The sequence below is a fragment of the Devosia sp. P2_G7 genome (assembly GCF_056403495.1).
Genome location: NZ_JBFUFI010000001.1, coordinates 140,633 through 161,065, shown reverse-complemented (window position 1 = coordinate 161,065; position 20,433 = coordinate 140,633). Strand labels below are relative to the sequence as shown.

Sequence of the window (20,433 nt, the reverse complement as noted above, 5' to 3'; positions counted from 1 at the left end):
GTCCTCCCAGTGGCCGGCGCTTATGCGCTCTTGGCCAGGTAGTCGTGGATGATCTCGCCGGTGACGAGGGTGAAATCGGCGCGCCAGTAGAAGGCCTCGAGCGGCTCGACCACGGGCAGGCGGAACACCGGGGCCTGAGCGTTGGGCCGCAGCTCCACCGTCGCCGGGCCGCGCCAGCACTCATGCACTTTCACATCAGTCAACTTGCGCGAGGTGATCTGCCGGATCGCCGGGGTGCCGTCGATGTGGTTGATCGCCTTGAGATTGAGGTTGGTGCCGTAGTCGAAATGCGCCCGCATCAAAGCCGGATCGACCGCCTGCTGCTTGTAGGGTGTGGTCACGGTGATCACGTCGATGCCGTTGCGCTCGACCCCGCCGACCATCAGGTCGCCGCGGAACTCGAGGAACGGGTTGGCGAGCTTCTTGGGCTGGCCATGCACCTCGCGCCCATGCGCGACACCGCCATCCGAGGCGAGGAACAGGTAGGGCGAGTAGGCGCCGGCGCGACCGTTCGGCAGCTTCGCGCCGAACATCACGTTGGCCTCGTGATAGGGCCCGATCCAGCTGGTGTCGTTCATCTTGTAGATGTGGACGCAAACCACGTCGCCGGTGGCTTCGACCGGCGGCGGGGCGAGGAACTGCATGGCCTTGGGGTCGGTGCGCCAGAACACCGTCAGCACTTCGGCATTGCGGAAGGTGAAGGGGAAGGGCGGGATGAACGGCGCGTCCCACGGGGTGGAGAAGCCGCCCGCAAGGATGTCGGCCTCGGTGACCTTGTCGAGGCCCCAGCGTCTTTCGGTCATTCGTTCTTCGCCTTCATCGCCGCCTCGGTGGATTGCAGCACGTGGTCCATGTGGGTGATCATCGCCTGCCGCGCCGCCGCAGCATCGCGCCGCCGGATCGCCGCGACAATGATGCGATGGTCGGCAATAGAGGTCGAAATGACGTTGGCGGTCTCGGACGCGGTCTTGCGAAACTCCTGGCCGAGCACGTTGAGGCTCTGCGCCGCCCGCGACAGGAACTCGTTGCCGGAGAGGTCGCCCAGCCGGAGGTGGAACGCCGCGTCGACATCGCGATAGCGCGCCGGCTCGAGCTTCGCCTCCTCCTGCGCCGCGATCAGGGCATCGAGTTCATCGAAGGCCGCCTCGTCGCCGCGCGTTGCGGCCAGCGCCGCAATCTCACCCTCGATCAGCCGGCGCGCTTCGTAGAGCTTTTCGACCTCGGAAGCGCGCAGCGTCAGGAAAAAGGTCAGCGGCGCCAATAGGTCCGAGGCTTCGAGCTGCGAGACAAAGACGCCGCCGCCATGCCGCACTTCGATTACACCGAGCACCGCCAGGGCGCGCAGCGCCTCACGCAGCGTCGGCCGCGACACATCGAAGGTTTCGGCGAGCTTCCGCTCGGGGGGCAACTGGTCGCCGGGCTTCAGATTACCGGTGGTGACGAGGCCGAGCAGGCGCGCCACCAACATCTCGGTCAGCCCCGAGCGCCGCAAGGGCACTTCGCCGCTGAGATCGCTGACTGGCACTGGTTTCGCTCCCGTTTTGCGCACGCGGCTTCTAGGTAGTCTTGTCGAAAGTGGCCAAGTGGTCTGACCATTTCTTGACCTAGCAGCGGTGCCGGTGCTAGTCAACGCCACGCAATGCCGAGGCCGGCCAACGTGTCGTCGAGGGAGGATGCCGCCATGCGCGTGGGCCAGATCCAGAGCCACGTGATCCGCTATGCCGACACCAACGACCACGGAAACCTGCGCCAGACGGTGCTGGTGCGGGTCGAAACGGTGGATGGCGTGGTCGGCTGGGGCGAGGGCATCGCCATGTGGCCGGAGGCCTGCTGGGCCACCAAGACGCTGATCGATACCGGCTTCGGCCCGCTGCTGAAGGATGCCGGCGGAATCACCGTCGCCGAGGCCTGGGAGAAGATGCGGGCGCACGCCTGGTGGTACGGCGAGGGCGGCATCGCCTGCTTCGCCTACTCGGCGCTCGACATGGCGCTGTGGGACATCGAGGGGAAGGTGCAGGGCAAGCCGCTCTACGAGTTGCTGGGCGGCAAGGTGCGCGAGAGCCTCCCGGCCTATTCCTCCAGCCACGTCAACAAGGCGACCCGGGCGCTCTGCGTCGAGGAAATCGTCGGCTACAAGGCCGAGGGCTATCGCGGTGCCAAGCTCGGCTTCGGCAAGCGGGGCCTCTCCAATATCGGGCAGGACCCGGACAACGACGTCGCCTTTGTGCGCGAGCTGCGGGAGGCGCTGGGCGACGATTTCGAGATCATCGTCGATATCGGCAACGGCGTGAAATGGGACCGCGACACCGGCATTGCCACCACCCGCCGGATGGCCGAGTACGATATCGGCTGGATCGAGGAGCCGTTCTACCCGACTCGCATCGACGACTACCGGGCGCTGAAACAGGCGCTGCCCAACATGCAGATCGGCACTGGCGAGCGCGAGTTCACCGTCACCGGCTACCAGCGGCTGATCGAGACCGGCACCGTCGACGTGCTCGGCGTCGACCCATCGAGGGCCGAAGGCGTCACTGGCTTCTCGAAGATCGACAAGCTCTGCGGCGCGGCTGGCATCACCATCAACGCCCACGCCTGGAGCACGGCGATCCTCAGCGCGGCGAGCCTCCATCTGTCGATCGCCTCTCCCAACGCCCGGCTGTTCGAGTTCAAGCCCATCCCGGTGGTGGTGCAGACCGACCTCGTCGACCAGTCGATCCGCCAGCAGGACGGGCTCGCCTTTGCCCCGACCCGCCCCGGCCTCGGCATCGAGGTGGACGAGCAGGTGGTGAAGGCCCTCAGCCTTGGCTAGGCGCGAACTCCAGGATGCGGCGAACCTCCCCGGCCAGCGCCAGGCCGAGCGTCTGGTGCGCGCTCGCATCGAGATGGATGCCGTCATCATCGCTCGAAGAGATGACGCTGCCCGCATCGAAGAAGTGCACGTCGTAAGCTCGGGCGACGCGGGCGTACTCGGCGGCGAAGTTCTGCGACTTGGGGCTGCCGCCTTCGAACATCTCGGTGAGCCAGGTGAGCTTCGCCAACGGCGCGGGCGACACCAGCAGCACTTCTGGCGGCAGGCCTTCCGGCCCGGCGATCGAGCGGCGCACCGTGTCAGCGAGTTTGCCCGCGCCGTCGGCGATGTCGCCGGCAGTCATCGACAGCCGCGCCTTCAGGTCGTTGGTGCCCAGCATGATGATCACCAGGTCGAGCGGCATGTGGGTGATCAGCGAAACGGGCAGATAGCGCTCGCCGTTGCGGATCTTGCCCTCGATCGGGTCATCGACGCAGGTGGTGCGGCCGTTGAGCCCTTCCTCGAACACATTCACGCCCACCCCGAGCGCCGCCTGCATGATGCGGGTCCAGCGCTGAGTGACGCCGAAGCGTCCACCGGCGCCGCGGTAGGGCTGGGGCACGGCGCCCCAGGTGTTGGAATCGCCATAAGCCAGCACCGACAGCGGTACGGACGCCTGATCTGCCATTCGAACCTCCCGTTTTCAGCAGGGGTACGGTCGGGAGCAGCGATCGGTCAACGAGCAATTGGTCTGACCAAATAGCCATTGCGCCCCAAAATCGGACGCGATATGAGTCCGGATAATTGGACTGACCAATTGTCCAAGAATGGGAGAGAGAACATGCGACTGAAGAGCTTGCGCCTGGCGGCGATCGCCGGGCTGACGGCGGCGCTTATGTCGGGCGCCGCTTACGCCGAGGATTTCCACGGCTTCGACCCCGCCAATTTCGACGGCAACGCGCTCAGCGCCGACCAGTTGGCCGCCATGGTGGTCGACGCTATCGCCGCCCACGCGCCCCGCAACGGCCAGAAGCTGACCATCGGCTTTGCCAACCTGCAGCGCGACATCTCGTTCTGCCTCAAGGTGGAGCAGGGCATCGTCGCCAATGCCGAAGCCGCCGGCATCGACCTGCAGATCACCGACAACCGGCTCGATGGCGCCACGGCGCTCGCCAACGCCGAGAGCTACCTGCAGCGCAACGTCGACTTCGTGATCGAATTCCAGACCGACGCAAATTTCGGCGCGACGATCATGCAGAAGATGAATGACGCGCAGACCAAGGTCATCGCCATCGACATCCCGATGCCGGGCGCCACCTTCTTCGGCGCCAACAACCCGAAGTCGGGCTTCATGGGCGGCGCCTATCTCGGCCAGGCGGCAATCCAGAAGTTCGGCGCAGACAAGGTCAAGACCGGCTATCTGGTGGTCGGCGAGTTGCCGCAGTCGGGCGCGGTACCGGCCATGCGTACCAACGGCCAGGTGGCCGGCTTCAAGGGCGCGGTCGGTGAGTTCCCTGATGCGCAGATCATCAAGATCGATACCAAGAACACGCTCGAAGAGAGCTTCACCCAGATGAACAACGTCATCGGGCGCATCCCCGAGGGCGTGCCGATCATGGTGACGGCGATCAACGACCAGGCGTCGAGCGGCATGCTGCGTGCCGTCAAGCAGGCGGGCCGCGAGGCCGACCTCATCGTCGTGGGCATGGGCGCCGACGAAATCCAGACGATGATCGACGAGCCGGCCTTCGTTGCCTCGGTGGGCTATTTCCCCGAGCGCTACGGCAACTTCCTCGTGCCGCTGACGCTGATGGAGCTGGCCGGCAAGGAGGTCCCGGACACCGTGCTGATGACCCACTACATGGTCACCGACGGCAATGTCTGCGAGTACTACAAGGACTTCGCGTGCTCGGCGACGCCCGATCCGATCACCTTCGAGTTGCCCGAGGCCGCCTACAAGGCCCACCTCGAAGAGATCCGCAAGCTCCCGGAGCTGCAGGACTCGCTCAACCTGATTCCGACCAACTGACCCTGATCCGGGGCGGTGGCAGCTGCCATCGTCCCGGTCTTTTCTGGTAGGTTACTAGGCATGTCCAGCACTCCCCGGCTTTCGATGCGCGGCATCGACAAGTCCTTCGGCGGCGTCCCGGTCCTCACGAACGTCGACCTGGCGCTCGACGTCGGCGAGGTCGTCGCGCTGCTCGGCTCGAACGGCGCCGGCAAGTCGACGCTGGTGAAGATCCTGACCGGGCTCTACACGCGCGACGCCGGCATCGTCGAAGTCGACGGCCAGGCGGTGGTGTTCCACCAGCCGGCCGATGCCATCCATGCCGGCGTGAAGCTGCTGCCCCAGGAAATCTCGGTTATGCCCGACCTCAGCGTCGGCGAGAATATCCTCCTCGGCGATATCCCGATGAAGCCGGGCTTCATCTTCAAGCAGGTCGACTACAAGACCATCCACCTCCGCGCCACCGAACTGCTCGCCCAATTGGGCTTCGAGACGCTCGACACGCGCCAGGACGTCAAACGCCTCTCCGTTGCCGAGCAGCGCATCGTCGAGATCGCGCGCGCCATTGCCGGCCAGGCGCGCATCCTGATCATGGACGAGCCGACCGCGGCGCTCACCGAGCAGGAAGCCGAACTGCTGTTCGCCATCATCCGCCGGCTCAAGGAGCAGCGCGTCTCGGTGATCTACATCTCGCACTACATGAGCGAGGTGTTCGAGATTTCCGACCGCATCGTGGTGCTGCGCGACGGGCGCAACGCCGGCGATTTCATCACGGCGAACACCAGCAAGGCCGAAGTGCTGGCCGCCATGCTTGGCGCCACAGCTGGCGATCTCTATCCGGTCGACGCGCCGCCCCCGCCGGGCACCGACGTGCTGAAGGTCGATGGCTTCAACGTGCGCGGCAAGATCGCCGACGTGAGCTTCGCCGTCCGCTCGGGCGAGATCCTCGGCATCTTCGGCCTCGTCGGGTCCGGCGTCGAGGTGCTGGGCCGCGCGCTCTATGGCGCGGTCCATAGTGAGCGCGGCGCCAGCGTCACCCTCGATGGCCGCCCCTATCGGCCGTCGACGCCACAGAACGGCAAGGAGGCCGGCATCGGCTTCGTCGCCGCCGAGCGGAAGACCGAAGGCATCATCGCCGACTTGACGGTGCGCGAGAACATCGCACTGCCGTTCCAGAACCGCTTCACCCGCGGCCTGTTCGTTTCCACCGAGGCCGAAAGCGGCCATGCGCAGAACTGGATCCGCGATCTCGGCATCCGCACCCGCGGACCGGAGCAGAAGCTCAGGACGCTGTCCGGCGGCAACCAGCAGAAGGTGTGCCTGGCGCGCTGGCTGGTCGAAGGCGTGAAGCTCCTGATCCTCGAAGAGCCGACCCGCGGCGTCGATATCGGGGCCCGGCGCGAGATTTACGGCAAGCTCCGCGAACTCACCGCCAAGGGTTATGCGGTGATCATCCTCTCGTCCGACGTCGAGGAAGTCGCCGGCATTTCCGACCGCTCGCTGGTGCTTGATCGCGGCCGCATCGTCCAGGAATTCCCGCGCGGGGTCACCCCCGCTGCGCTGATGGCCGCCACGGCCGAAACCCAAACTGCCTGAAGGATCGCCATGGCCACCACCGTCGAGACTGCACCCCCGTCCCTCAAGCGCCGCTTCATGGAGCTGCTCGCGAAGCCCTGGTCGGGCGTTGCCATGCTGCTGGTGTTCTACCTGATCCTGATCGCGGTGTTCTCGATCCTGTCGCCGTTCTTCTTCAATGCGCGCAACATGCTGCAGATCGGGCTCAACGTCGCCTACATCGGGCTGATGGCGGCGGCCGGTACCCCGCTGATCATCGCCGGCGGGCTCGACCTGTCAGTGGCGGCGATCGCTGGCCTCACGGGGGTGATGATCTCGCTGCTGGTCGGGCTCGGCGTGCCGGTCTGGGTGGCGGTCGGGCTGGCGCTGGCACTCGCTGCGGCGATCGGCGTGGTCAACGGGCTGTTCACCACCCGGCTGAAGCTCAATCCGCTGATCACCACGCTGGGTATGATGAGCATCGTCTCGGGCATCGCGCTGGTGCTGACCGGCGGCCTCACCCGGCCGCTGATGATCCCCGGTTTCAACTGGATCGGCAGCGATCGCCTGTTCGCCATCCCGATCCCGCTGATCATCATGGTGATCACCTTCTTCGCGCTGTGGCTGGTGATGACACGCACCAAGTTCGGCCGCTTCATCTACGCGGCGGGCGGCAACGCCGAGGCCTCGCGACTGATCGGCATCCCGGTCGAGCGCACGGTGATCGTGCTGTATGTCATCTCGGCCCTGGCCGGGGCGGTCGCCGGCACCATCCTCGGCGCCATGCTCGGCGCCGCCGGTCCGAACGCCGCCGGGTCGCAGTTGCTCACCGTCATCGCCGCCATCATCCTTGGTGGCACCAGCCTCAACGGTGGGCGCGGCAGCGTCTGGGGCACGCTCCTGGCGGTGCTGATTTTGGGCACGCTCAACAACGGCTTGACCCTGCTCAACGTCTCAAGCTTCTGGCAGGATGTGACGCGCGGCGTCGTCCTGATGCTTGCGGTGAGTCTGGATCAGTTGCGCAATCGCGCCCTGGGTGAATGATGATCGCAGTGGAGGCTTACGCCCCGATAGAACGGAGCAGCTCCGTCGCCGAGCAGGTGGCCAAGCGCCTGCTCGAGATGGTACGGACCAAGAGCCTAAAGCCGGGCGACCAGTTGCCGCCGGAGCGTGAGCTTGCGACCTATATGCAGGTCAGCCGGCCGAGCCTGCGTGAAGCGCTGCGCGGGCTGCAGATCCTCGGCGTCCTCAAGATGCGGCAGGGCGGCGGCATCTATGTCACCGGGCTCGAGGCCTCCGACCTGCTCGGGCCGCTGCAGTTCCTCATCACCCTCGACAGCAAGAACCTCGGCTCGCTCTACGAGAGCCGGCGCATGATCGATGGCGCGATCGCCCGGATGGCCACTGGGCTCATCACCGACGCACAGATCGCCAAGCTGCATAAGCTGGTCGAGGCGCAGACGCACCTGACCAACGATTCCCTTGGCTTCCGCTTGGCCGATACCGAGTTCCACGAGACGATCGCATCGGCGACCGGCAACCCATTCCTCGTCACCATCTCGCACTCGCTCTATGTGCTGGGGATGGAGTATCGCCGCATTGCCGCGGAGACGCCGCAGGTGCTGGCGCGCTCGCTTGCCGAGCACAAGGTGATCGTCGCCGCACTCGAGAGCCGCGATCCGGCCGCTACCGAGGCAGCGATGCAGGCGCACCTCCTCAGCGTGCATCGTTCGACCCTCGAAGTGATGCAGGCGAAAGGCGCGGACTGACATGCTGCTCGAAGGCAAGCGCGCCATCGTCACCGGCGGCTCCCGCGGCATCGGCCGAGGCATCTCGGTGGAGCTCGCCCGGCAGGGCGCCGACGTAGTGATCAACTATTTTGCCGGCGCCGACCACGGCTTTGCCGGCGACACCGCGCATGACGAGACGGTCGCCGAGATCGAGGCGCTGGGCCGTCGCGCCATCGCGGTCGAAGGCGATATTGCCGATCCGCAGGTCAGCACCGACCTGGTGCAGGCTGCGGTCGATGCGTTTGGGGGCGTTGACATCCTCGCCTCGAACGCCGGCATCTGCCCATTCCACGCCTTCCTCGACATGCCGCCGGCGCTGCTGCAGCAGGTGGTCGGCGTCAACCTCAACGGCGCATTCTTCGCGGTGCAGGCGGCGGCGAACCGGATGAAGGACCAGGGCAAGGGCGGCGCGATCGTCGCCACGTCGTCGATCTCGGCGTTGGTCGGCGGCGCCATGCAGACTCACTACACGCCCACCAAGGCGGGCGTGCATTCGCTGATGCAGTCAGTCGCCATCGCGCTCGGTCCTTACGGGATTCGCTGCAACTCGGTTATGCCGGGGGCCATCGCCACCGACATAAACAAGGACGACTGGTCCGACCCCAAGAAGCGCGAGTACCTTAACAACCGCATCCCGCTGGGCCGTTTTGGCGAGCCCGAGGATGTGGCCAAGGTCGTCGCCTTCCTCGCCTCCGACATGGCCTCCTACGTCACCGGCGCGGCGCTGCTGGTCGATGGCGGGCTCTACGTCAACCTGCAATAGGAGAACCCTATGTCCGAGCGCATCGCCTTCCGCATGAAGGTGCATCCCGGCAAGATCGCCGAGTACAAGAAACGGCACGACGAGATCTGGCCCGAGCTCAGCCAGGCGCTGCGCGACGCCGGCGTCTCCGACTATTCGATCTGGCACGATCCGGAGACCAACGAGCTGTTCGCGACGCTGGTCCGCACCGCCGATCACACCATGGCCGATCTCCCAAAGACCGAGATCAACAAGCGCTGGTGGAAGTTCATGGACGACATCATGGACTACAACGACGACGGCACCCCGCATGCCGTGAACCTGAACCAGGTCTTTCATCTCCCCTGACTCCGACTGATCGGCCTCCCCATGTCCGACTTCACCATCAAGGCCGTGCGCGTTTCGCTCGTCGAGAGCGAGGGGGATGGCGGCGACTATTTCCAGCAGGGCCGCGGCCACTGGCTGATCGATACGCTGATCGCCAACCCGATGTCGGGCTACGCGCAGTACAAGGCATCGCGTCAGTCGTGGGGCATCGGCGTGATGGGCTCGATCGTCGTCGAGATCGAGAGCGAAAGCGGTGTCACCGGCGTCGCCACCGGCTTTGGCGGCTATCCGGCGGCTTGGCTGGTCGCCAACCACTTCAGCCGCTTCCTCGTCGGCGAAGACGCGCGCAACACCTCGAAGATCTGGGACCAGATGTTCCGCGCCTCGATGCCCTATGGCCGCAAGGGCATGCCGATCGCCACCATCTCAGTGGTCGACTTGGCGCTATGGGACCTCATCGGCAAGCTCCGCGGCGAGCCGGTCTACAACCTGATCGGCGGCAAATGCCACGACGAGATCAGCTTTTACTGCACCGGCCCCGCGCCCGATGCGGTGAAGGCGCTCGGCTTCTGGGGCGCCAAGGTGCCGCTGCCCTACAGCCATTTCGACGGCGAAGATGGGCTGATCAAAAACATCGAGTTCCTCACCGCGCATCGCGAAGCGGTGGGGCCGGACTACCCGCTGATGGTCGATTGCTACATGGCGCTGACCGTCCCCTACGCCATCCGCCTCGCCGAAAGGACCAAGCACCTCAACATCTACTGGTGGGAAGAGGTGCTGCACCCCGATGACATCGAGGGGTTCCGGCTGCTGAAGCAGGCGCACCCGACGATCAAGTGGACCACCGGCGAGCACGAATACACCCGCTACGGCTTCCGCCGGCTGATCGAAGAGCGCACCATCGACGTGCTGCAGCCCGACGTGATGTGGGTGGGCGGGCTCACGGCGCTCTTACAGATCGCGGCACAAGCGGCCGCCTACGACATCCCGGTGATTCCGCACGGCTCGGGGCCGTACTCGTACCAGTTCATTGCCAGCCAGCCGTCGCAGTCGCTGTGCGAGTATGTGGCGGCCAGTCCGGATGGGCGGTCGATCCGTCCGATCTTCGGCAAGCTGTTCACCGGTGAAGACCTGCCGCAGAACGGTCGACTAAAGGTCAGTAGCGCGCCGGGCTTCGGCATGGAAATAGCTGATCGTAGCCTGCTTAAGCCATTCGCCTGACCCGGGAAGAAAATTTCATGAACCAGATTGATCTCAACGGCCAGGTGGCCGTCATCACCGGCGGTGCGCAGGGCATCGGCTTCGCCATCGCCAAGCGCCTGGTCGCCTCGGGCGCCAAGGTCAGCCTTTGGGACATGAACGCCGAACTGCTCGCCAGCGCCAAGGCCGAGCTCGGCGCCGCTGCGTCGACCATTGCTGTGAACATCACCTCCTACGAGGCGATCGCCGCCGCCGTCGCGGAAGTCGAAAAGAGCCTCGGCAAGCTAGACATCCTCGTCAATTCCGCAGGGATCGCCGGCAAGAACGCCCCGCTCGACGAGTACGATCTCGACGAATGGCACCGCGTCATCGACATCGATCTCAACGGCGCGTTCTATGTCAACCGTGCCGTGCTGCCGGGCATGAAGGCTCGCAATTACGGCCGCATCGTCAACATCGCCTCGATCGCTGGCAAGGAAGGCAACCCGAACGCCTCCGCCTACGCCGCGGCCAAGGCCGGCGTCATCGGCATGACCAAGGCGGTCGGCAAGGAAGTGGCGAAATACGACATCGCCATCAACGCCATCACCCCGGCCACCGCCAAGACCCGCATCCTCGACGAGCTGAAGCCCGAGTTCATCGACTACATGCTGAGCCGCATCCCCCGCGGGAGGTTCCTCGAAGTCGAGGAAGCCGCCAACATGGTGACCTGGCTGGTCAGCAAGGAAAACAGTTTTACGACGGCGTCGGTGTTCGATCTGAGCGGCGGCCGCGCCACTTACTGATTGCCTCGAGGCCGCCCTACCGGGCGGTCTTGTTCTTAGAGCCGATCCAGTGCCCCATACAGCGGCGTCATCGCCGCTTCGATCTGCCCGAACAGCGGCATCATCCGCGCGTAGGTCTCGGCCCACTCGGGCACCGGCGCCACCTCGCGCTCGATCGACACTATCTGCGCTATCGCCTCGGCGATGCTCACCCCCGCCGTCGCATGCTGCGCCAGGATCGCCCCACCGATCACGCCGCATTCCAGCACGCGCGGCACGAGGATCGGCGTCCCATAGACGCTGGCCTTGATCTTCAGCCACAGGTCTGACCGCCCGCCACCGCCTGCCGCAATGAACCGCTCCGGCCGTCCGGTATGCGCGGTGATCCGCTCGAACTGCCGGCCCAGCGCCATCGCCACGCCCTCGAGCACTGCGCGGTTCAGCTCCGCCTTGCCATGCGTCGCCGTCAGCCCGAAGAACTGCGCCCGCGAGTTCCGCGCCGGCCCTAGCCGCTCGCCCGAGAGGAACGGCAGGAAGAACAGCCCGTCCGATCCCGCCACAGCCGCTTCCGCCGAAGTCTCCGTCGTCCCGTTGCCGATCGCGTTCGCCGCCCAGCGGATGGCGTCGCCGCCGGCATCGACCAGCGTGAACGCCCCCCACAGTCCGTCCGGCACCGCCACATTGGCGACCAGCGGATCATGCAGCGGCTCGCCCCGCAGCAGCGTCGCGATCGACGAGGTGCCGGCGATATCCGACGCCATGCCGGCCTGTGCCGCCCCGGAGCCAAGCAGCGCCAGCGGCAGGTCGCCGCCACCGGCCAGCACCGGCGTGCCCTCGCGCAACCCGGTCTCGCGGGCCGCACCAGCGGTGACAGCTCCGATAATGTCAGCAGCCGCATGGATCGGCGGCAGCAACTCGCGGTTCAACCCCAGCTTCGAGACCAGCTCGTCCGCCCAGGTGCCCGATCGCGCATCGGCCAGGAAGCTCGCCGAGGCCTCAGTCCAATCGGTAGCGCGCACCCCAGTCAGCCGAAGGTTGATGAAATCCTTGGGCGTCAGCACCGTCTCCGCCGCGTCATAGGCCTCGGGCGCATGGTCGCGCAGCCATTGCAGCTTGAACGCCGGCCAGGCCGGGGTCGCCGGGTTGGCGGTGAGGTAGGCGTAGGATTCGTACGCCCGCGACCGCTCCCACGCCTCGACCTCCGGCGTCGAGCGCTTGTCGTTCCACAGCAGCACGCTGTCGCTGGCCAGTCCATCGCCTGCCCCGATCAGTACCGTGCCGTGCATCTGCCCGCAGACGCAAACCGCACCGATCCGCCGGTCCGACTTGCCGGCCACCTCGCGGATGGCGTCTGCCGCCGCGGTCCACCAGGCGGTGGCGCTTTGCTCGGCCCAGGCGAAACGGGGGATGGTCTGCGCGAAGCCGCGGCCGGCGAATGCGGTGATGGTGCCGCGCCGGTCGACCAATGCGGCGCGGACGCTCGAAGTGCCGAGGTCGACGCTGAGGGTGAGATCGTCCGTCATCGCGCGGGGTGTTGTCCGTTCTAATCGCGGCCCGTTGTGTCGGCCGGAGTAGAGACCATCCGCCCCCGGCTAAGCAAGCCACCCACCCCGACCAAGCGCCGACTTGACTAAGTAACCAGACGGTGAATTATGCGTGGGCGGCCTGCGGGAGGAATCCGGGCCGTATCCATCCGGACGAGGACTACCCAATTGAAATACGCGATAGTTGGCGTCGGTGGGCGCCACGCCATGTTCCGCAAAGCGATTGCCGAGACGCATGCGGTGGGCAACGACCTGGTCGCGCTCTGCGACGTGAACGAGACACGGCTCGCCCTCTCCGCCGGCAAGATCCCGAAGCAGGGCAACGGCATCGCCACTTACGAGGCGGCCGATTTCGAGCGCATGATCGTCGAGCAGCAGCCCGACACGGTGATCGTCACGACGCCGGATTACCTGCATCACGAGTACATTGTCGCGGCGCTGAAGGCCGGGCGCAACGTGATGACCGAAAAGCCGATGACGGTCGATCTGCAGAAGCTCCGCGCCGTGCTCGAGGCGCAGCGGCAGAGCGGCAAGAAGCTCACCGTCACCTTCAACTATCGCTACACGCCGGCCCGCACGCAGCTCAAAGACCTGCTGATGTCGGGCGTCATCGGCGACATCACCGCGGTGGATTTCCGCTGGTATCTCGACCGCGTGCACGGCGCCGACTATTTCCGCCGCTGGCACCGCTACAAGGAGAAATCCGGAGGGCTGTTGGTGCACAAATCCACGCACCATTTCGACCTGATGAACTGGTGGGTCGCCTCGACCCCCAAGACCGTCAGCGCCAACGGCAAGCGGGTGTTCTACACGCCGGAGATGGCCGAGGAGCTCGGGCTCGGCGGCCATGGCGAGCGCTGCCACGGCTGCCCGGTATTCGACCAATGCGACTACCGGCTCGACCTCGCCGGCGATCCGGCGCTACGCGAACTCTATCTCGATGCCGAGGATGACGACGGGTACCTGCGCGACAAGTGCGTGTTCGCCGACGACATCACCATCGAAGACACCATGCAGGTGCAGGTGAAATACGCCAACGACGTGTTCCTCAACTATACGCTCTGCGCCTACAGCCCTTGGGAAGGCCTTGAGATCAAGTTCCACGGCACCAAGGGCGAGCTGACGCACCGGCATGTCGAAGTGCACGGCGTGTTCGGCGGCGTCCGCGACAAGGCGCAGGAAGACGCGATGAGCACGACGCTGCACCTCGCCGGCGGTTTGCCGGAGGCTGTCGACGTGTGGGCCGGCCACGGCGACCACGGCGGCGCCGACCCGGTCATGCTGGGCTACCTGTTCGAGCCCGAGAGCATGGAACCGGATCGCTACAACCGCGCCTCGACGCACAAGGAAGGCGCCTGGTCGATCCTCACCGGCATCGCGGCGAACGCGTCGATTGCGTCGGGGCGGACCGTGGATGTGGACAAGATGCTGGCGGAGGCGGGGATCAATCTGGCGCGGTAGTGCGTGGGGCCACCCCCACCCTTGATCCCTCCCCACAAGGGGGAGGGAGACCTAAGGCCAGAGCACCAGGCTTCGCCCAACCTCCAGCAGCATGATCCCTACAGCCGATAGCGTCGTCAGGACGGCCAGCGTTCGTTCAAACCAGTGCAGGCGGTGCCGGTGGGTTACGCGATGACCGTCGTGATTGGCATTGGCTTCCATTTTCCCCTCCATTTGTCCGTAAGAGCTAAACCACCAGTTCCATCCGGTCCGCCGGAAACCGCGTCAACATCGCGTGGATCGGCACCCCGTCTGCATCCAGATCCACTGCGTCCGACACCAGCACCACCGACCCCGGCGCCAGCTTCAGCGCCTGCGCCTCATCGGTCGTGGCGTGCCGCGCCGAAATCCGCGTCGAGCCGCGTGAATAGTCCTCGATGCCGTAGCGCTTCAGCGCCGCCGTAACCGACCCGGCCTCCACGTAAGCCGCATCGAACCCGGCGAACCGCGCTTCCGGCAGCCAGCCCGTCGCGCGTGCCAGCGGCCGGCCATCGGCGAATGATACGGTCTCCTGCCGGATCAGCCGCGTCCCCAGCTTCACCGCCAACGCCTCCGCCAGCCGCGCCGTCGCCCGCTCGATCTTCGATGACAGCAACTGGCTGCTGCGCTGCCGCACCTGTCCCGCCAAGCCCTCGGAAAACCGCGTGCGCCGCCCGATCGGATAGCTCAGCCGTCGTGCCTCGGCGACGAAGGTCCCGCGGCCGTGTTCAGCCCGCAGCACGCCTTCCTCTTCCAGCACGGCGAGTGCCCGCCGCACCGTGTGCCGGTTGACGCCGAAGCGGTCCGCCAGCGTCAGCTCGCCATCCAGCTTGTCGCCGCTCTCGAGCTTGCCACCGATGATTTCGAGGCGGATGGCGTCGGCGATCTGGCGCCACAGCGCCACCCCTCCGGCAGGGGCGATTTCGGTTCGGCTCAAGATTGTCATTGCATCTTCACACGGTCGGCCTATAGCGGGGCGAAACGACATCACTTGTCTATTTTACTATACAAGTTGGAGCAAGAGCCAATGCAACAGGCGCCTGCGAATAACCCCCGGCAGGAGGCGATGGCGGTGTTGAGCCACGCCACGCCGAAGCGGCTCGGCGAGCTCTGGGCCGCCTGGTCCGACAAGCCCGCCTATCACAAGGTGCGTGGTCCAGAGACCGGGCTAGTGATGGTGCGCGGCCGCGCCGGTGGCGGCGGCAACGCCTTCAACCTCGGCGAAGCGACGGTGACCCGCGCCACGGTGCGGCTCGAAACCGGCGAGGTCGGGCACGCCTATTGCCTCGGCCGCGACGGCGACAAGGCGGTGCAGTCGGCGCTGTTCGACGCGCTGCTGCAGCGCAATGCCGAGGCGGTCGAAACGCTGGTCCTGAAGCCGCTGCGCGAAGAGCAGGCGGCGGCGGATGCGAAGCTCCGCGACGAAACGGCGGCCACCAAGGTCGACTTCTTCACCATGGTCCGGGGAGACGATTGATGGACACCACGATCGAAGGCGGCTTCGCCGACCTGGTGCTGGGCGCGCAGAACGTTTTCCGCGCCGTGATGGATGCGCTGGCCCGTCCGGGCACGGTGCAATCGATCGCGTCGGACGCCGCTCCGCCGGCGCCGCTGACCCCCGAACTCGGGGCAGTAGCGCTGACCCTCTGCGATCACGACACACTGGTCTGGCTCGATCCGGTGCTCGCCGCCAACGAGGCGGTAACCTCGTGGCTGGCCTTCCACTGCGGCGCGCCGCTGACATCAGATGTCGGCGAGGCAGCGTTCGCCCTCGTCATCGATGCGAGCCAGTTGCCACGCCTCGATGCCTTCGGGCAGGGGACCGATGAGTATCCGGATCGCTCGACCACCGTCGTGCTGGCTGTCGGCACGTCCAGGCAGGCGGTGACGCTCAAGGGGCCCGGGATCAAGGACCAGTTCACCACCGAGCTGCCGCTCCCCGCTGGCGATTTCCTCGACCAGTGGGCGGAGAACCGCACCCGCTTTCCGCGTGGCGTCGACCTGCTGCTTGTTCGCGACGGCACGGTTGTCGGCCTGCCGCGCACCACCCGCATTTCGGAGGCTTGAGCGATGTATGTTGCCGTCAAGGGCGGCGAGGCCGCCATTGCCAATGCCCACCGGCTGCTCGCCGATCGCCGTCGCGGCGATCGCTCGGTGCCGGCTTTGCGCCTCGACCAGATCATCGAACAGCTCGGCCTCGCGGTCGATCGCGCCATGGGCGAGGGCTCGCTCTATGACCGCGAGCTTGCGGCGCTCGCCATCATCCAGTCGCGCGGCGACCTGATCGAGGCGATCTTCCTGGTGCGCGCCTATCGCACCACGTTGCCGCGCTTTGGCTATTCGAAGCCGATCGACACGGCGGCGATGAAGATCGAGCGGCGCGTCTCGGCGACCTTCAAGGATTTGCCGGGCGGCCAGCTGCTCGGCCCCACCTTCGACTACACGCACCGACTGCTCGATCCCGCGATTGCAGAGGGTGCCGAAGTCGATGAAGCGGTGGCCCGTGCCAGCGAAGACGAGCACGCGCCGCGTGTCACCGACTTGCTCGACCATCAGGGGCTGATCGAGCCCGATGTGTCCGAAGAGCAGGATGAGATCGGCGATCTCACCCGCGAGCCGCTGGAGTTTCCGCTCAACCGCGACCGGCGGCTGCAGGCGCTGGCCCGCGGCGACGAGGGTTTTCTCCTCGCCCTCGGCTACTCCACCCAGCGCGGCTATGGCCGCTCGCACCCGTTCGTCGGCGAAATCCGCATCGGCGAAGTCGAGGTCGAACTCGATATCCCCGAGCTCGGCTTTGTCGTGAACCTCGGGCGCATCCGGGTCACCGAGTGCCAGATGGTCAACAAGTTCAAAGGCAACGCCAAGGTTCCGCCGCAGTTCACCCGCGGCTACGGCCTCGTCTTCGGTCAAGCCGAGCGCAAGGCGATGGCGATGTCGCTGGTCGACCGCTCGCTGCGGGGGCGTGAACTGGGCGAGGATGTGAACCATCCGGCCCAGGACGAGGAATTCGTCATCTCCCACTCCGACAACGTGCAGTCGACCGGCTTCGTCGAGCACCTGAAGCTGCCGCACTACGTCGATTTCCAGGGCGAACTCGGCCTGCTGCGCGAGATGCGCGCCGAGCACGACGTTGCCGACGAAGCAGAAGCCTATCCGGAGGCGGCAGAATGAACATCGCCAAGTACAACTTCGCCTATCTCGACGAGCAGACCAAGCGGATGATCCGGCGGGCGATCCTCAAGGGCATCGCCATCCCCGGCTACCAGGTGCCGTTCGCTTCCCGCGAAATGCCGATGCCCTATGGCTGGGGCACCGGCGGCGTGCAGGTCACCGCGGCGATCATCGGGCCGGATGATGTGCTCAAGGTCATCGACCAGGGCGCCGACGACACGACGAACGCGGTCTCGATCCGCGCCTTCTTCGCCAAGGTCGCCAATGTCGCGGTGACCACGCACACCGAGGAAGCGACCATCATCCAGACGCGTCACCGCATCCCGGAGGCCAAGCTCACCGAGGGCCAGGTCCTGGTCTACCAGGTGCCGATCCCCGAGCCCTTGCGCTACCTCGAGCCGCGCGAAACCGAGACGCGCAAGATGCATGCGCTCGAGGAATACGGGCTGATGCACGTCAAGCTCTACGAGGACATCGCCAAGCACGGCCGCATCGCCACGACCTATGCCTACCCGGTGAAGGTTGAGGGCCGCTACGTGATGGACCCCTCGCCGACGCCGAAGTTCGATAACCCGAAGATGCACATGTCGGAGGCGCTACAGCTGTTCGGCGCCGGCCGCGAGAAGCGCATCTACGCCGTGCCGCCCTATACCGAAGTCGTGAGCCTCGATTTCGAGGACCACCCGTTCGAGATCCAGCATTTCGACGATCCGTGCGCGCTGTGCGGTGCCACCGGCGTCTATCTCGACGAGGTCATCCTCGACGATCACGGCGGGCACATGTTCGTCTGCTCGGACACCGACAACTGCGAGGACCGCCGCGAGCATGGCCATCGCGGCAAGCTCGCCGGCCACGCCCTGGAGGCAGCAGAATGAGCCCGGCAATTTCCGCTACCGAACCGCTGCTGCGGGTCGACCAGCTCACCAAGTTCTATGGCAGCCGGATGGGTTGCGCCGACGTATCGTTCGAACTGTGGCCCAGCGAAGTGCTGGCCATTGTCGGCGAATCCGGCTCGGGCAAGACCACCTTGCTCAACTGCCTCTCGACCCGGCTGGAGCCCACCTCCGGCCTCGCCGAGTACCGGATGCGCGACGAAATCTGGCGCAATCTCTATGACTTAAGCGAAGCCGAGCGCCGCTTCCTGATGCGCACCGACTGGGGGTTCGTGCACCAGAACCCCGCCGATGGCCTCCGCATGACCGTCTCGGCCGGCGCCAATGTCGGCGAGCGGATGATGGCGGTGGGCGACCGGCACTATGGCAAGATCCGCTCCACCGCCATCGAGTGGCTCGGCCGCGTCGAGATCGCCGAGGATCGCGTCGACGACGAGCCGCGCGCCTTCTCCGGCGGCATGAGGCAGCGGCTGCAGATCGCCCGCAACCTCGTCACCCATCCTCGACTCGTGTTCATGGATGAGCCGACCGGCGGGCTCGACGTGTCGGTGCAGGCGCGCCTGCTCGACCTGATCCGCGGGCTCGTCTCTGATCTCGGGCTCTCGGCCATCATCGTCACCCACGATCTGGCGGTGGCGCGGCTGCTGTCGCACCGGATGATGGTGATGAAGGACGGCTACGTGATCGAGCAGGGGCTCACCGACCGGGTGCTCGACGATCCGCGCGAGCCCTACACCCAACTTCTCGTTTCCTCGATCCTGCAGGTGTGACGATGACCGCACTTATGACTGTTCGCGACGTCGCCAAGAGTTTCACGATGCACCTGCGGGATGGTGTTGTATTGCCGGTGGTCAACGGCGTCGATTTTGAGGTCCGTGCAGGCGAATGCGTCGTCCTCGGCGGCCCCTCGGGCGCCGGCAAGTCGTCGCTGCTCAAGATGGTCTACGGCAATTACGGCGTCGATGCCGGCTCGATCTCGCTGATCCATCACGGCCAGCCTGTCGACCTCGCGACAGCCAGCCCGCGCACCGTGCTCGACCTGCGCCGCGACACCATCGGCTATGTCAGCCAGTTCCTCCGCACCGTGCCGCGCGTCTCTACGCTCGATGTGGTGGCCGAGCCGTTGGTCGGCCGCGGCACGCCACGCGACGAAGCCACTGAAAAGGCTCGCGAATTGCTCGCGCGGCTCAACCTGCCGGAGCGGCTGTGGTCGCTGCCGCCCGCCACCTTTTCCGGTGGCGAGCAGCAGCGGGTGAACATTGCCCGCGGCTTCATCACCCCGCATCCGGTGCTGCTGCTGGACGAGCCGACGGCCTCGCTCGATGCCACCAATCGCGCCGTCGTGGTCGAGATGATTGCCGAAAAGAAACGCGCCGGCGTTGCTCTCCTGGGCATCTTCCACGACGAGGAAGTCCGCGCCCAGGTCGCCGACCGCATCGTCGATGTCACCCTGTTCGCCCCAAGGAAAGCCGCGTGAAGCTCTCGGAAACGCCTGTGATTCACCCGACCGCGACGGTTCGGGATTCCGTCCTCGGCAAATACACCGAGATCGGCGCCAACTGCGACGTTCACCGCTCGACGCTGGGGGACTATTCGTACCTCGTCGACGGTACCCAGGTCGCCTATGCCGAGATCGGCAAGTTCGCCAACATCGCAGCGAACGTCCGCATCTATGCATCCAAGCACCCGATGCAGCGCGCCTCGCTGCATCACTTCACCTACCGCTCGAGCTGGTACTTTGAGGGCGAGGTGGACGACGCGGCGTTCTTCGACTGGCGCGCCGATCACGGTATCAGCATCGGCCACGACACCTGGATCGGCCACGGCGCGGTGATCATGCCGGGCGTAAGGGTCGGCCACGGCGCGATCATTGGTTCGAACGCGGTGGTCACCAAGGACGTCGCGGATTTCGCCATCGCTGTCGGCGTCCCCGCCAAACCGATCCGCCAACGCTTCCCCGGCTCCATCGCCGACCGACTGCTGGCGCTCGGCTGGTGGGATTGGGAGCACGAGAAACTGCACCGGGCGTTGCCGGATTTCCGCGCACTGGAGATCGAAGCCTTCCTCGAGAAGTACGAAAACTAGCGTCCAAGCCGCGCTGCCGCGACTATCGATCTATTGAGGGCGCAGCGAAAAGGCTGCGCCCTCAATGCTTTATCGAGTGTGACTCCGG

At 65.9% G+C, this 20,433-nt stretch carries 23 protein-coding genes; 17 read left to right on the top strand and 6 right to left on the bottom strand.

From position 1 onward, the window contains the following. Positions 1-20: 20 nt before the first annotated feature. Both AC1DWU_RS00895 and AC1DWU_RS00890 read right to left on the bottom strand, forming a co-directional pair. Positions 21-803 carry an acetoacetate decarboxylase family protein gene (locus tag AC1DWU_RS00895; protein ID WP_477148068.1) on the bottom strand — a complete coding sequence of 261 codons (783 nt, stop codon included), beginning with the start codon at positions 801-803 and terminating at the stop codon, positions 21-23. Beyond that, positions 800-1,525: a FadR/GntR family transcriptional regulator gene (locus tag AC1DWU_RS00890; protein ID WP_477148067.1), complete on the bottom strand. Its 726-nt coding sequence runs from the start codon at positions 1,523-1,525 to the stop codon at positions 800-802. The genes AC1DWU_RS00895 and AC1DWU_RS00890 overlap by 4 nt, the downstream gene beginning before the upstream one ends. A gap of 156 nt (positions 1,526-1,681) precedes the next feature. Between AC1DWU_RS00890 and AC1DWU_RS00885 the strand changes: the two genes are divergently transcribed. Next, a complete protein-coding gene (locus AC1DWU_RS00885) occupies positions 1,682-2,809 on the top strand; it encodes a mandelate racemase/muconate lactonizing enzyme family protein (RefSeq protein WP_477148066.1) in 1,128 nt (375 codons plus the stop codon). Here the strand turns inward: AC1DWU_RS00885 and AC1DWU_RS00880 are convergent. Then, the gene (locus AC1DWU_RS00880; protein ID WP_477148065.1) at positions 2,796-3,476 is read right to left on the bottom strand and encodes an SGNH/GDSL hydrolase family protein; all 681 of its coding nucleotides are present in this window, start codon (positions 3,474-3,476) and stop codon (positions 2,796-2,798) included. The genes AC1DWU_RS00885 and AC1DWU_RS00880 overlap by 14 nt on opposite strands. Before the next feature lie 153 nt (positions 3,477-3,629). On the opposite strand from AC1DWU_RS00880, the gene AC1DWU_RS00875 reads away from it, so the two are divergent. The 8 genes from AC1DWU_RS00875 to AC1DWU_RS00840 are packed head-to-tail and all read left to right on the top strand — an operon-like array spanning position 3,630 to position 11,194. Then, the gene (locus AC1DWU_RS00875; protein ID WP_477148064.1) at positions 3,630-4,817 is read left to right on the top strand and encodes a sugar ABC transporter substrate-binding protein; all 1,188 of its coding nucleotides are present in this window, start codon (positions 3,630-3,632) and stop codon (positions 4,815-4,817) included. Positions 4,818-4,877: 60 nt separating this feature from the next. After that, the gene (locus AC1DWU_RS00870; protein WP_477148063.1) at positions 4,878-6,392 is read left to right on the top strand and encodes a sugar ABC transporter ATP-binding protein; all 1,515 of its coding nucleotides are present in this window, start codon (positions 4,878-4,880) and stop codon (positions 6,390-6,392) included. Between the two features lie 9 nt (positions 6,393-6,401). Continuing rightward, complete coding sequence (locus tag AC1DWU_RS00865; protein ID WP_477148062.1) at positions 6,402-7,394, top strand: ABC transporter permease; 993 nt, start codon at positions 6,402-6,404, stop codon at positions 7,392-7,394. Further along, positions 7,391-8,119 (top strand): FadR/GntR family transcriptional regulator, encoded by a 729-nt coding sequence (locus tag AC1DWU_RS00860; protein WP_477148061.1) that lies wholly within the window; start codon positions 7,391-7,393, stop codon positions 8,117-8,119. The genes AC1DWU_RS00865 and AC1DWU_RS00860 overlap by 4 nt, the downstream gene beginning before the upstream one ends. Position 8,120: 1 nt before the next feature. Next, positions 8,121-8,903: an SDR family NAD(P)-dependent oxidoreductase gene (locus AC1DWU_RS00855; protein ID WP_477148060.1), complete on the top strand. Its 783-nt coding sequence runs from the start codon at positions 8,121-8,123 to the stop codon at positions 8,901-8,903. A 9-nt stretch (positions 8,904-8,912) separates the two neighbouring features. Next, on the top strand, positions 8,913-9,230 hold the full coding sequence (gene rhaM / locus AC1DWU_RS00850; protein ID WP_477148059.1) for an L-rhamnose mutarotase: 318 nt from the start codon (positions 8,913-8,915) through the stop codon (positions 9,228-9,230). A gap of 21 nt (positions 9,231-9,251) precedes the next feature. After that, positions 9,252-10,430 (top strand): L-rhamnonate dehydratase, encoded by a 1,179-nt coding sequence (gene rhmD, locus AC1DWU_RS00845; protein ID WP_477148058.1) that lies wholly within the window; start codon positions 9,252-9,254, stop codon positions 10,428-10,430. A 17-nt stretch (positions 10,431-10,447) separates the two neighbouring features. Next, on the top strand, positions 10,448-11,194 hold the full coding sequence (locus tag AC1DWU_RS00840) for an SDR family NAD(P)-dependent oxidoreductase (protein ID WP_477148057.1): 747 nt from the start codon (positions 10,448-10,450) through the stop codon (positions 11,192-11,194). Between the two features lie 35 nt (positions 11,195-11,229). Here the strand turns inward: AC1DWU_RS00840 and AC1DWU_RS00835 are convergent, their stop codons facing one another. Continuing rightward, the gene (locus AC1DWU_RS00835) at positions 11,230-12,696 is read right to left on the bottom strand and encodes a xylulokinase (RefSeq protein ID WP_477148056.1); all 1,467 of its coding nucleotides are present in this window, start codon (positions 12,694-12,696) and stop codon (positions 11,230-11,232) included. A gap of 189 nt (positions 12,697-12,885) precedes the next feature. On the opposite strand from AC1DWU_RS00835, the gene AC1DWU_RS00830 reads away from it, so the two are divergent. Next, complete coding sequence (locus tag AC1DWU_RS00830; RefSeq protein WP_477148055.1) at positions 12,886-14,178, top strand: Gfo/Idh/MocA family protein; 1,293 nt, start codon at positions 12,886-12,888, stop codon at positions 14,176-14,178. Between the two features lie 51 nt (positions 14,179-14,229). On the opposite strand, the gene AC1DWU_RS00825 is transcribed toward AC1DWU_RS00830, so the two are convergent. Further along, positions 14,230-14,379: a hypothetical protein gene (locus tag AC1DWU_RS00825; RefSeq protein ID WP_477148054.1), complete on the bottom strand. Its 150-nt coding sequence runs from the start codon at positions 14,377-14,379 to the stop codon at positions 14,230-14,232. A gap of 25 nt (positions 14,380-14,404) precedes the next feature. Next, positions 14,405-15,142: a phosphonate metabolism transcriptional regulator PhnF gene (gene phnF / locus AC1DWU_RS00820; protein WP_477148053.1), complete on the bottom strand. Its 738-nt coding sequence runs from the start codon at positions 15,140-15,142 to the stop codon at positions 14,405-14,407. Between the two features lie 81 nt (positions 15,143-15,223). Between phnF and phnG the strand changes: the two genes are divergently transcribed. From phnG to AC1DWU_RS00785, 7 genes are read left to right on the top strand one after another with little or no spacing between them, the layout of a single operon-like run. Beyond that, complete coding sequence (gene phnG, locus AC1DWU_RS00815) at positions 15,224-15,673, top strand: phosphonate C-P lyase system protein PhnG (RefSeq protein ID WP_477148052.1); 450 nt, start codon at positions 15,224-15,226, stop codon at positions 15,671-15,673. After that, complete coding sequence (gene phnH, locus AC1DWU_RS00810) at positions 15,673-16,263, top strand: phosphonate C-P lyase system protein PhnH (protein WP_477148051.1); 591 nt, start codon at positions 15,673-15,675, stop codon at positions 16,261-16,263. Before phnG ends, phnH begins: the two co-directional genes overlap by 1 nt. A 3-nt stretch (positions 16,264-16,266) precedes the next feature. Continuing rightward, the gene (locus tag AC1DWU_RS00805) at positions 16,267-17,367 is read left to right on the top strand and encodes a carbon-phosphorus lyase complex subunit (protein ID WP_477148050.1); all 1,101 of its coding nucleotides are present in this window, start codon (positions 16,267-16,269) and stop codon (positions 17,365-17,367) included. After that, the gene (locus AC1DWU_RS00800; protein WP_477148049.1) at positions 17,364-18,242 is read left to right on the top strand and encodes an alpha-D-ribose 1-methylphosphonate 5-phosphate C-P-lyase PhnJ; all 879 of its coding nucleotides are present in this window, start codon (positions 17,364-17,366) and stop codon (positions 18,240-18,242) included. The genes AC1DWU_RS00805 and AC1DWU_RS00800 overlap by 4 nt, the downstream gene beginning before the upstream one ends. Then, entirely contained in the window at positions 18,239-19,030 is a 792-nt protein-coding gene (phnK, locus tag AC1DWU_RS00795) for a phosphonate C-P lyase system protein PhnK (RefSeq protein ID WP_477148048.1), read from the top strand. The genes AC1DWU_RS00800 and phnK overlap by 4 nt, the downstream gene beginning before the upstream one ends. Positions 19,031-19,032: 2 nt before the next feature. Then, positions 19,033-19,737, top strand: coding sequence for a phosphonate C-P lyase system protein PhnL (gene phnL / locus AC1DWU_RS00790; RefSeq protein ID WP_477148047.1), 705 nt, complete (start codon positions 19,033-19,035; stop codon positions 19,735-19,737). Continuing rightward, on the top strand, positions 19,734-20,345 hold the full coding sequence (locus AC1DWU_RS00785; protein ID WP_477148046.1) for a DapH/DapD/GlmU-related protein: 612 nt from the start codon (positions 19,734-19,736) through the stop codon (positions 20,343-20,345). The genes phnL and AC1DWU_RS00785 overlap by 4 nt, the downstream gene beginning before the upstream one ends. The last annotated feature ends 88 nt before the right edge of the window (positions 20,346-20,433 follow it).

What these genes read in the sequence shown, in the direction of transcription:
- AC1DWU_RS00895 (WP_477148068.1), bottom strand. Translation starts at nt 803, where the DNA reads ATGACCGAAAGACGCTGGGGCCTCGACAAGGTCACCGAGGCCGACATC.
- AC1DWU_RS00885 (WP_477148066.1), top strand. Translation starts at nt 1,682, where the DNA reads ATGCGCGTGGGCCAGATCCAGAGCCACGTGATCCGCTATGCCGACACC.
- AC1DWU_RS00880 (WP_477148065.1), bottom strand. Translation starts at nt 3,476, where the DNA reads ATGGCAGATCAGGCGTCCGTACCGCTGTCGGTGCTGGCTTATGGCGAT.
- AC1DWU_RS00875 (WP_477148064.1), top strand. Translation starts at nt 3,630, where the DNA reads ATGCGACTGAAGAGCTTGCGCCTGGCGGCGATCGCCGGGCTGACGGCG.
- AC1DWU_RS00870 (WP_477148063.1), top strand. Translation starts at nt 4,878, where the DNA reads ATGTCCAGCACTCCCCGGCTTTCGATGCGCGGCATCGACAAGTCCTTC.
- AC1DWU_RS00865 (WP_477148062.1), top strand. Translation starts at nt 6,402, where the DNA reads ATGGCCACCACCGTCGAGACTGCACCCCCGTCCCTCAAGCGCCGCTTC.
- AC1DWU_RS00860 (WP_477148061.1), top strand. Translation starts at nt 7,391, where the DNA reads ATGATGATCGCAGTGGAGGCTTACGCCCCGATAGAACGGAGCAGCTCC.
- AC1DWU_RS00855 (WP_477148060.1), top strand. Translation starts at nt 8,121, where the DNA reads ATGCTGCTCGAAGGCAAGCGCGCCATCGTCACCGGCGGCTCCCGCGGC.
- rhaM (WP_477148059.1), top strand. Translation starts at nt 8,913, where the DNA reads ATGTCCGAGCGCATCGCCTTCCGCATGAAGGTGCATCCCGGCAAGATC.
- rhmD (WP_477148058.1), top strand. Translation starts at nt 9,252, where the DNA reads ATGTCCGACTTCACCATCAAGGCCGTGCGCGTTTCGCTCGTCGAGAGC.
- AC1DWU_RS00840 (WP_477148057.1), top strand. Translation starts at nt 10,448, where the DNA reads ATGAACCAGATTGATCTCAACGGCCAGGTGGCCGTCATCACCGGCGGT.
- AC1DWU_RS00835 (WP_477148056.1), bottom strand. Translation starts at nt 12,696, where the DNA reads ATGACGGACGATCTCACCCTCAGCGTCGACCTCGGCACTTCGAGCGTC.
- AC1DWU_RS00825 (WP_477148054.1), bottom strand. Translation starts at nt 14,379, where the DNA reads ATGGAAGCCAATGCCAATCACGACGGTCATCGCGTAACCCACCGGCAC.
- phnF (WP_477148053.1), bottom strand. Translation starts at nt 15,142, where the DNA reads ATGACAATCTTGAGCCGAACCGAAATCGCCCCTGCCGGAGGGGTGGCG.
- phnG (WP_477148052.1), top strand. Translation starts at nt 15,224, where the DNA reads ATGCAACAGGCGCCTGCGAATAACCCCCGGCAGGAGGCGATGGCGGTG.
- phnH (WP_477148051.1), top strand. Translation starts at nt 15,673, where the DNA reads ATGGACACCACGATCGAAGGCGGCTTCGCCGACCTGGTGCTGGGCGCG.
- AC1DWU_RS00805 (WP_477148050.1), top strand. Translation starts at nt 16,267, where the DNA reads ATGTATGTTGCCGTCAAGGGCGGCGAGGCCGCCATTGCCAATGCCCAC.
- AC1DWU_RS00800 (WP_477148049.1), top strand. Translation starts at nt 17,364, where the DNA reads ATGAACATCGCCAAGTACAACTTCGCCTATCTCGACGAGCAGACCAAG.
- phnK (WP_477148048.1), top strand. Translation starts at nt 18,239, where the DNA reads ATGAGCCCGGCAATTTCCGCTACCGAACCGCTGCTGCGGGTCGACCAG.
- phnL (WP_477148047.1), top strand. Translation starts at nt 19,033, where the DNA reads ATGACCGCACTTATGACTGTTCGCGACGTCGCCAAGAGTTTCACGATG.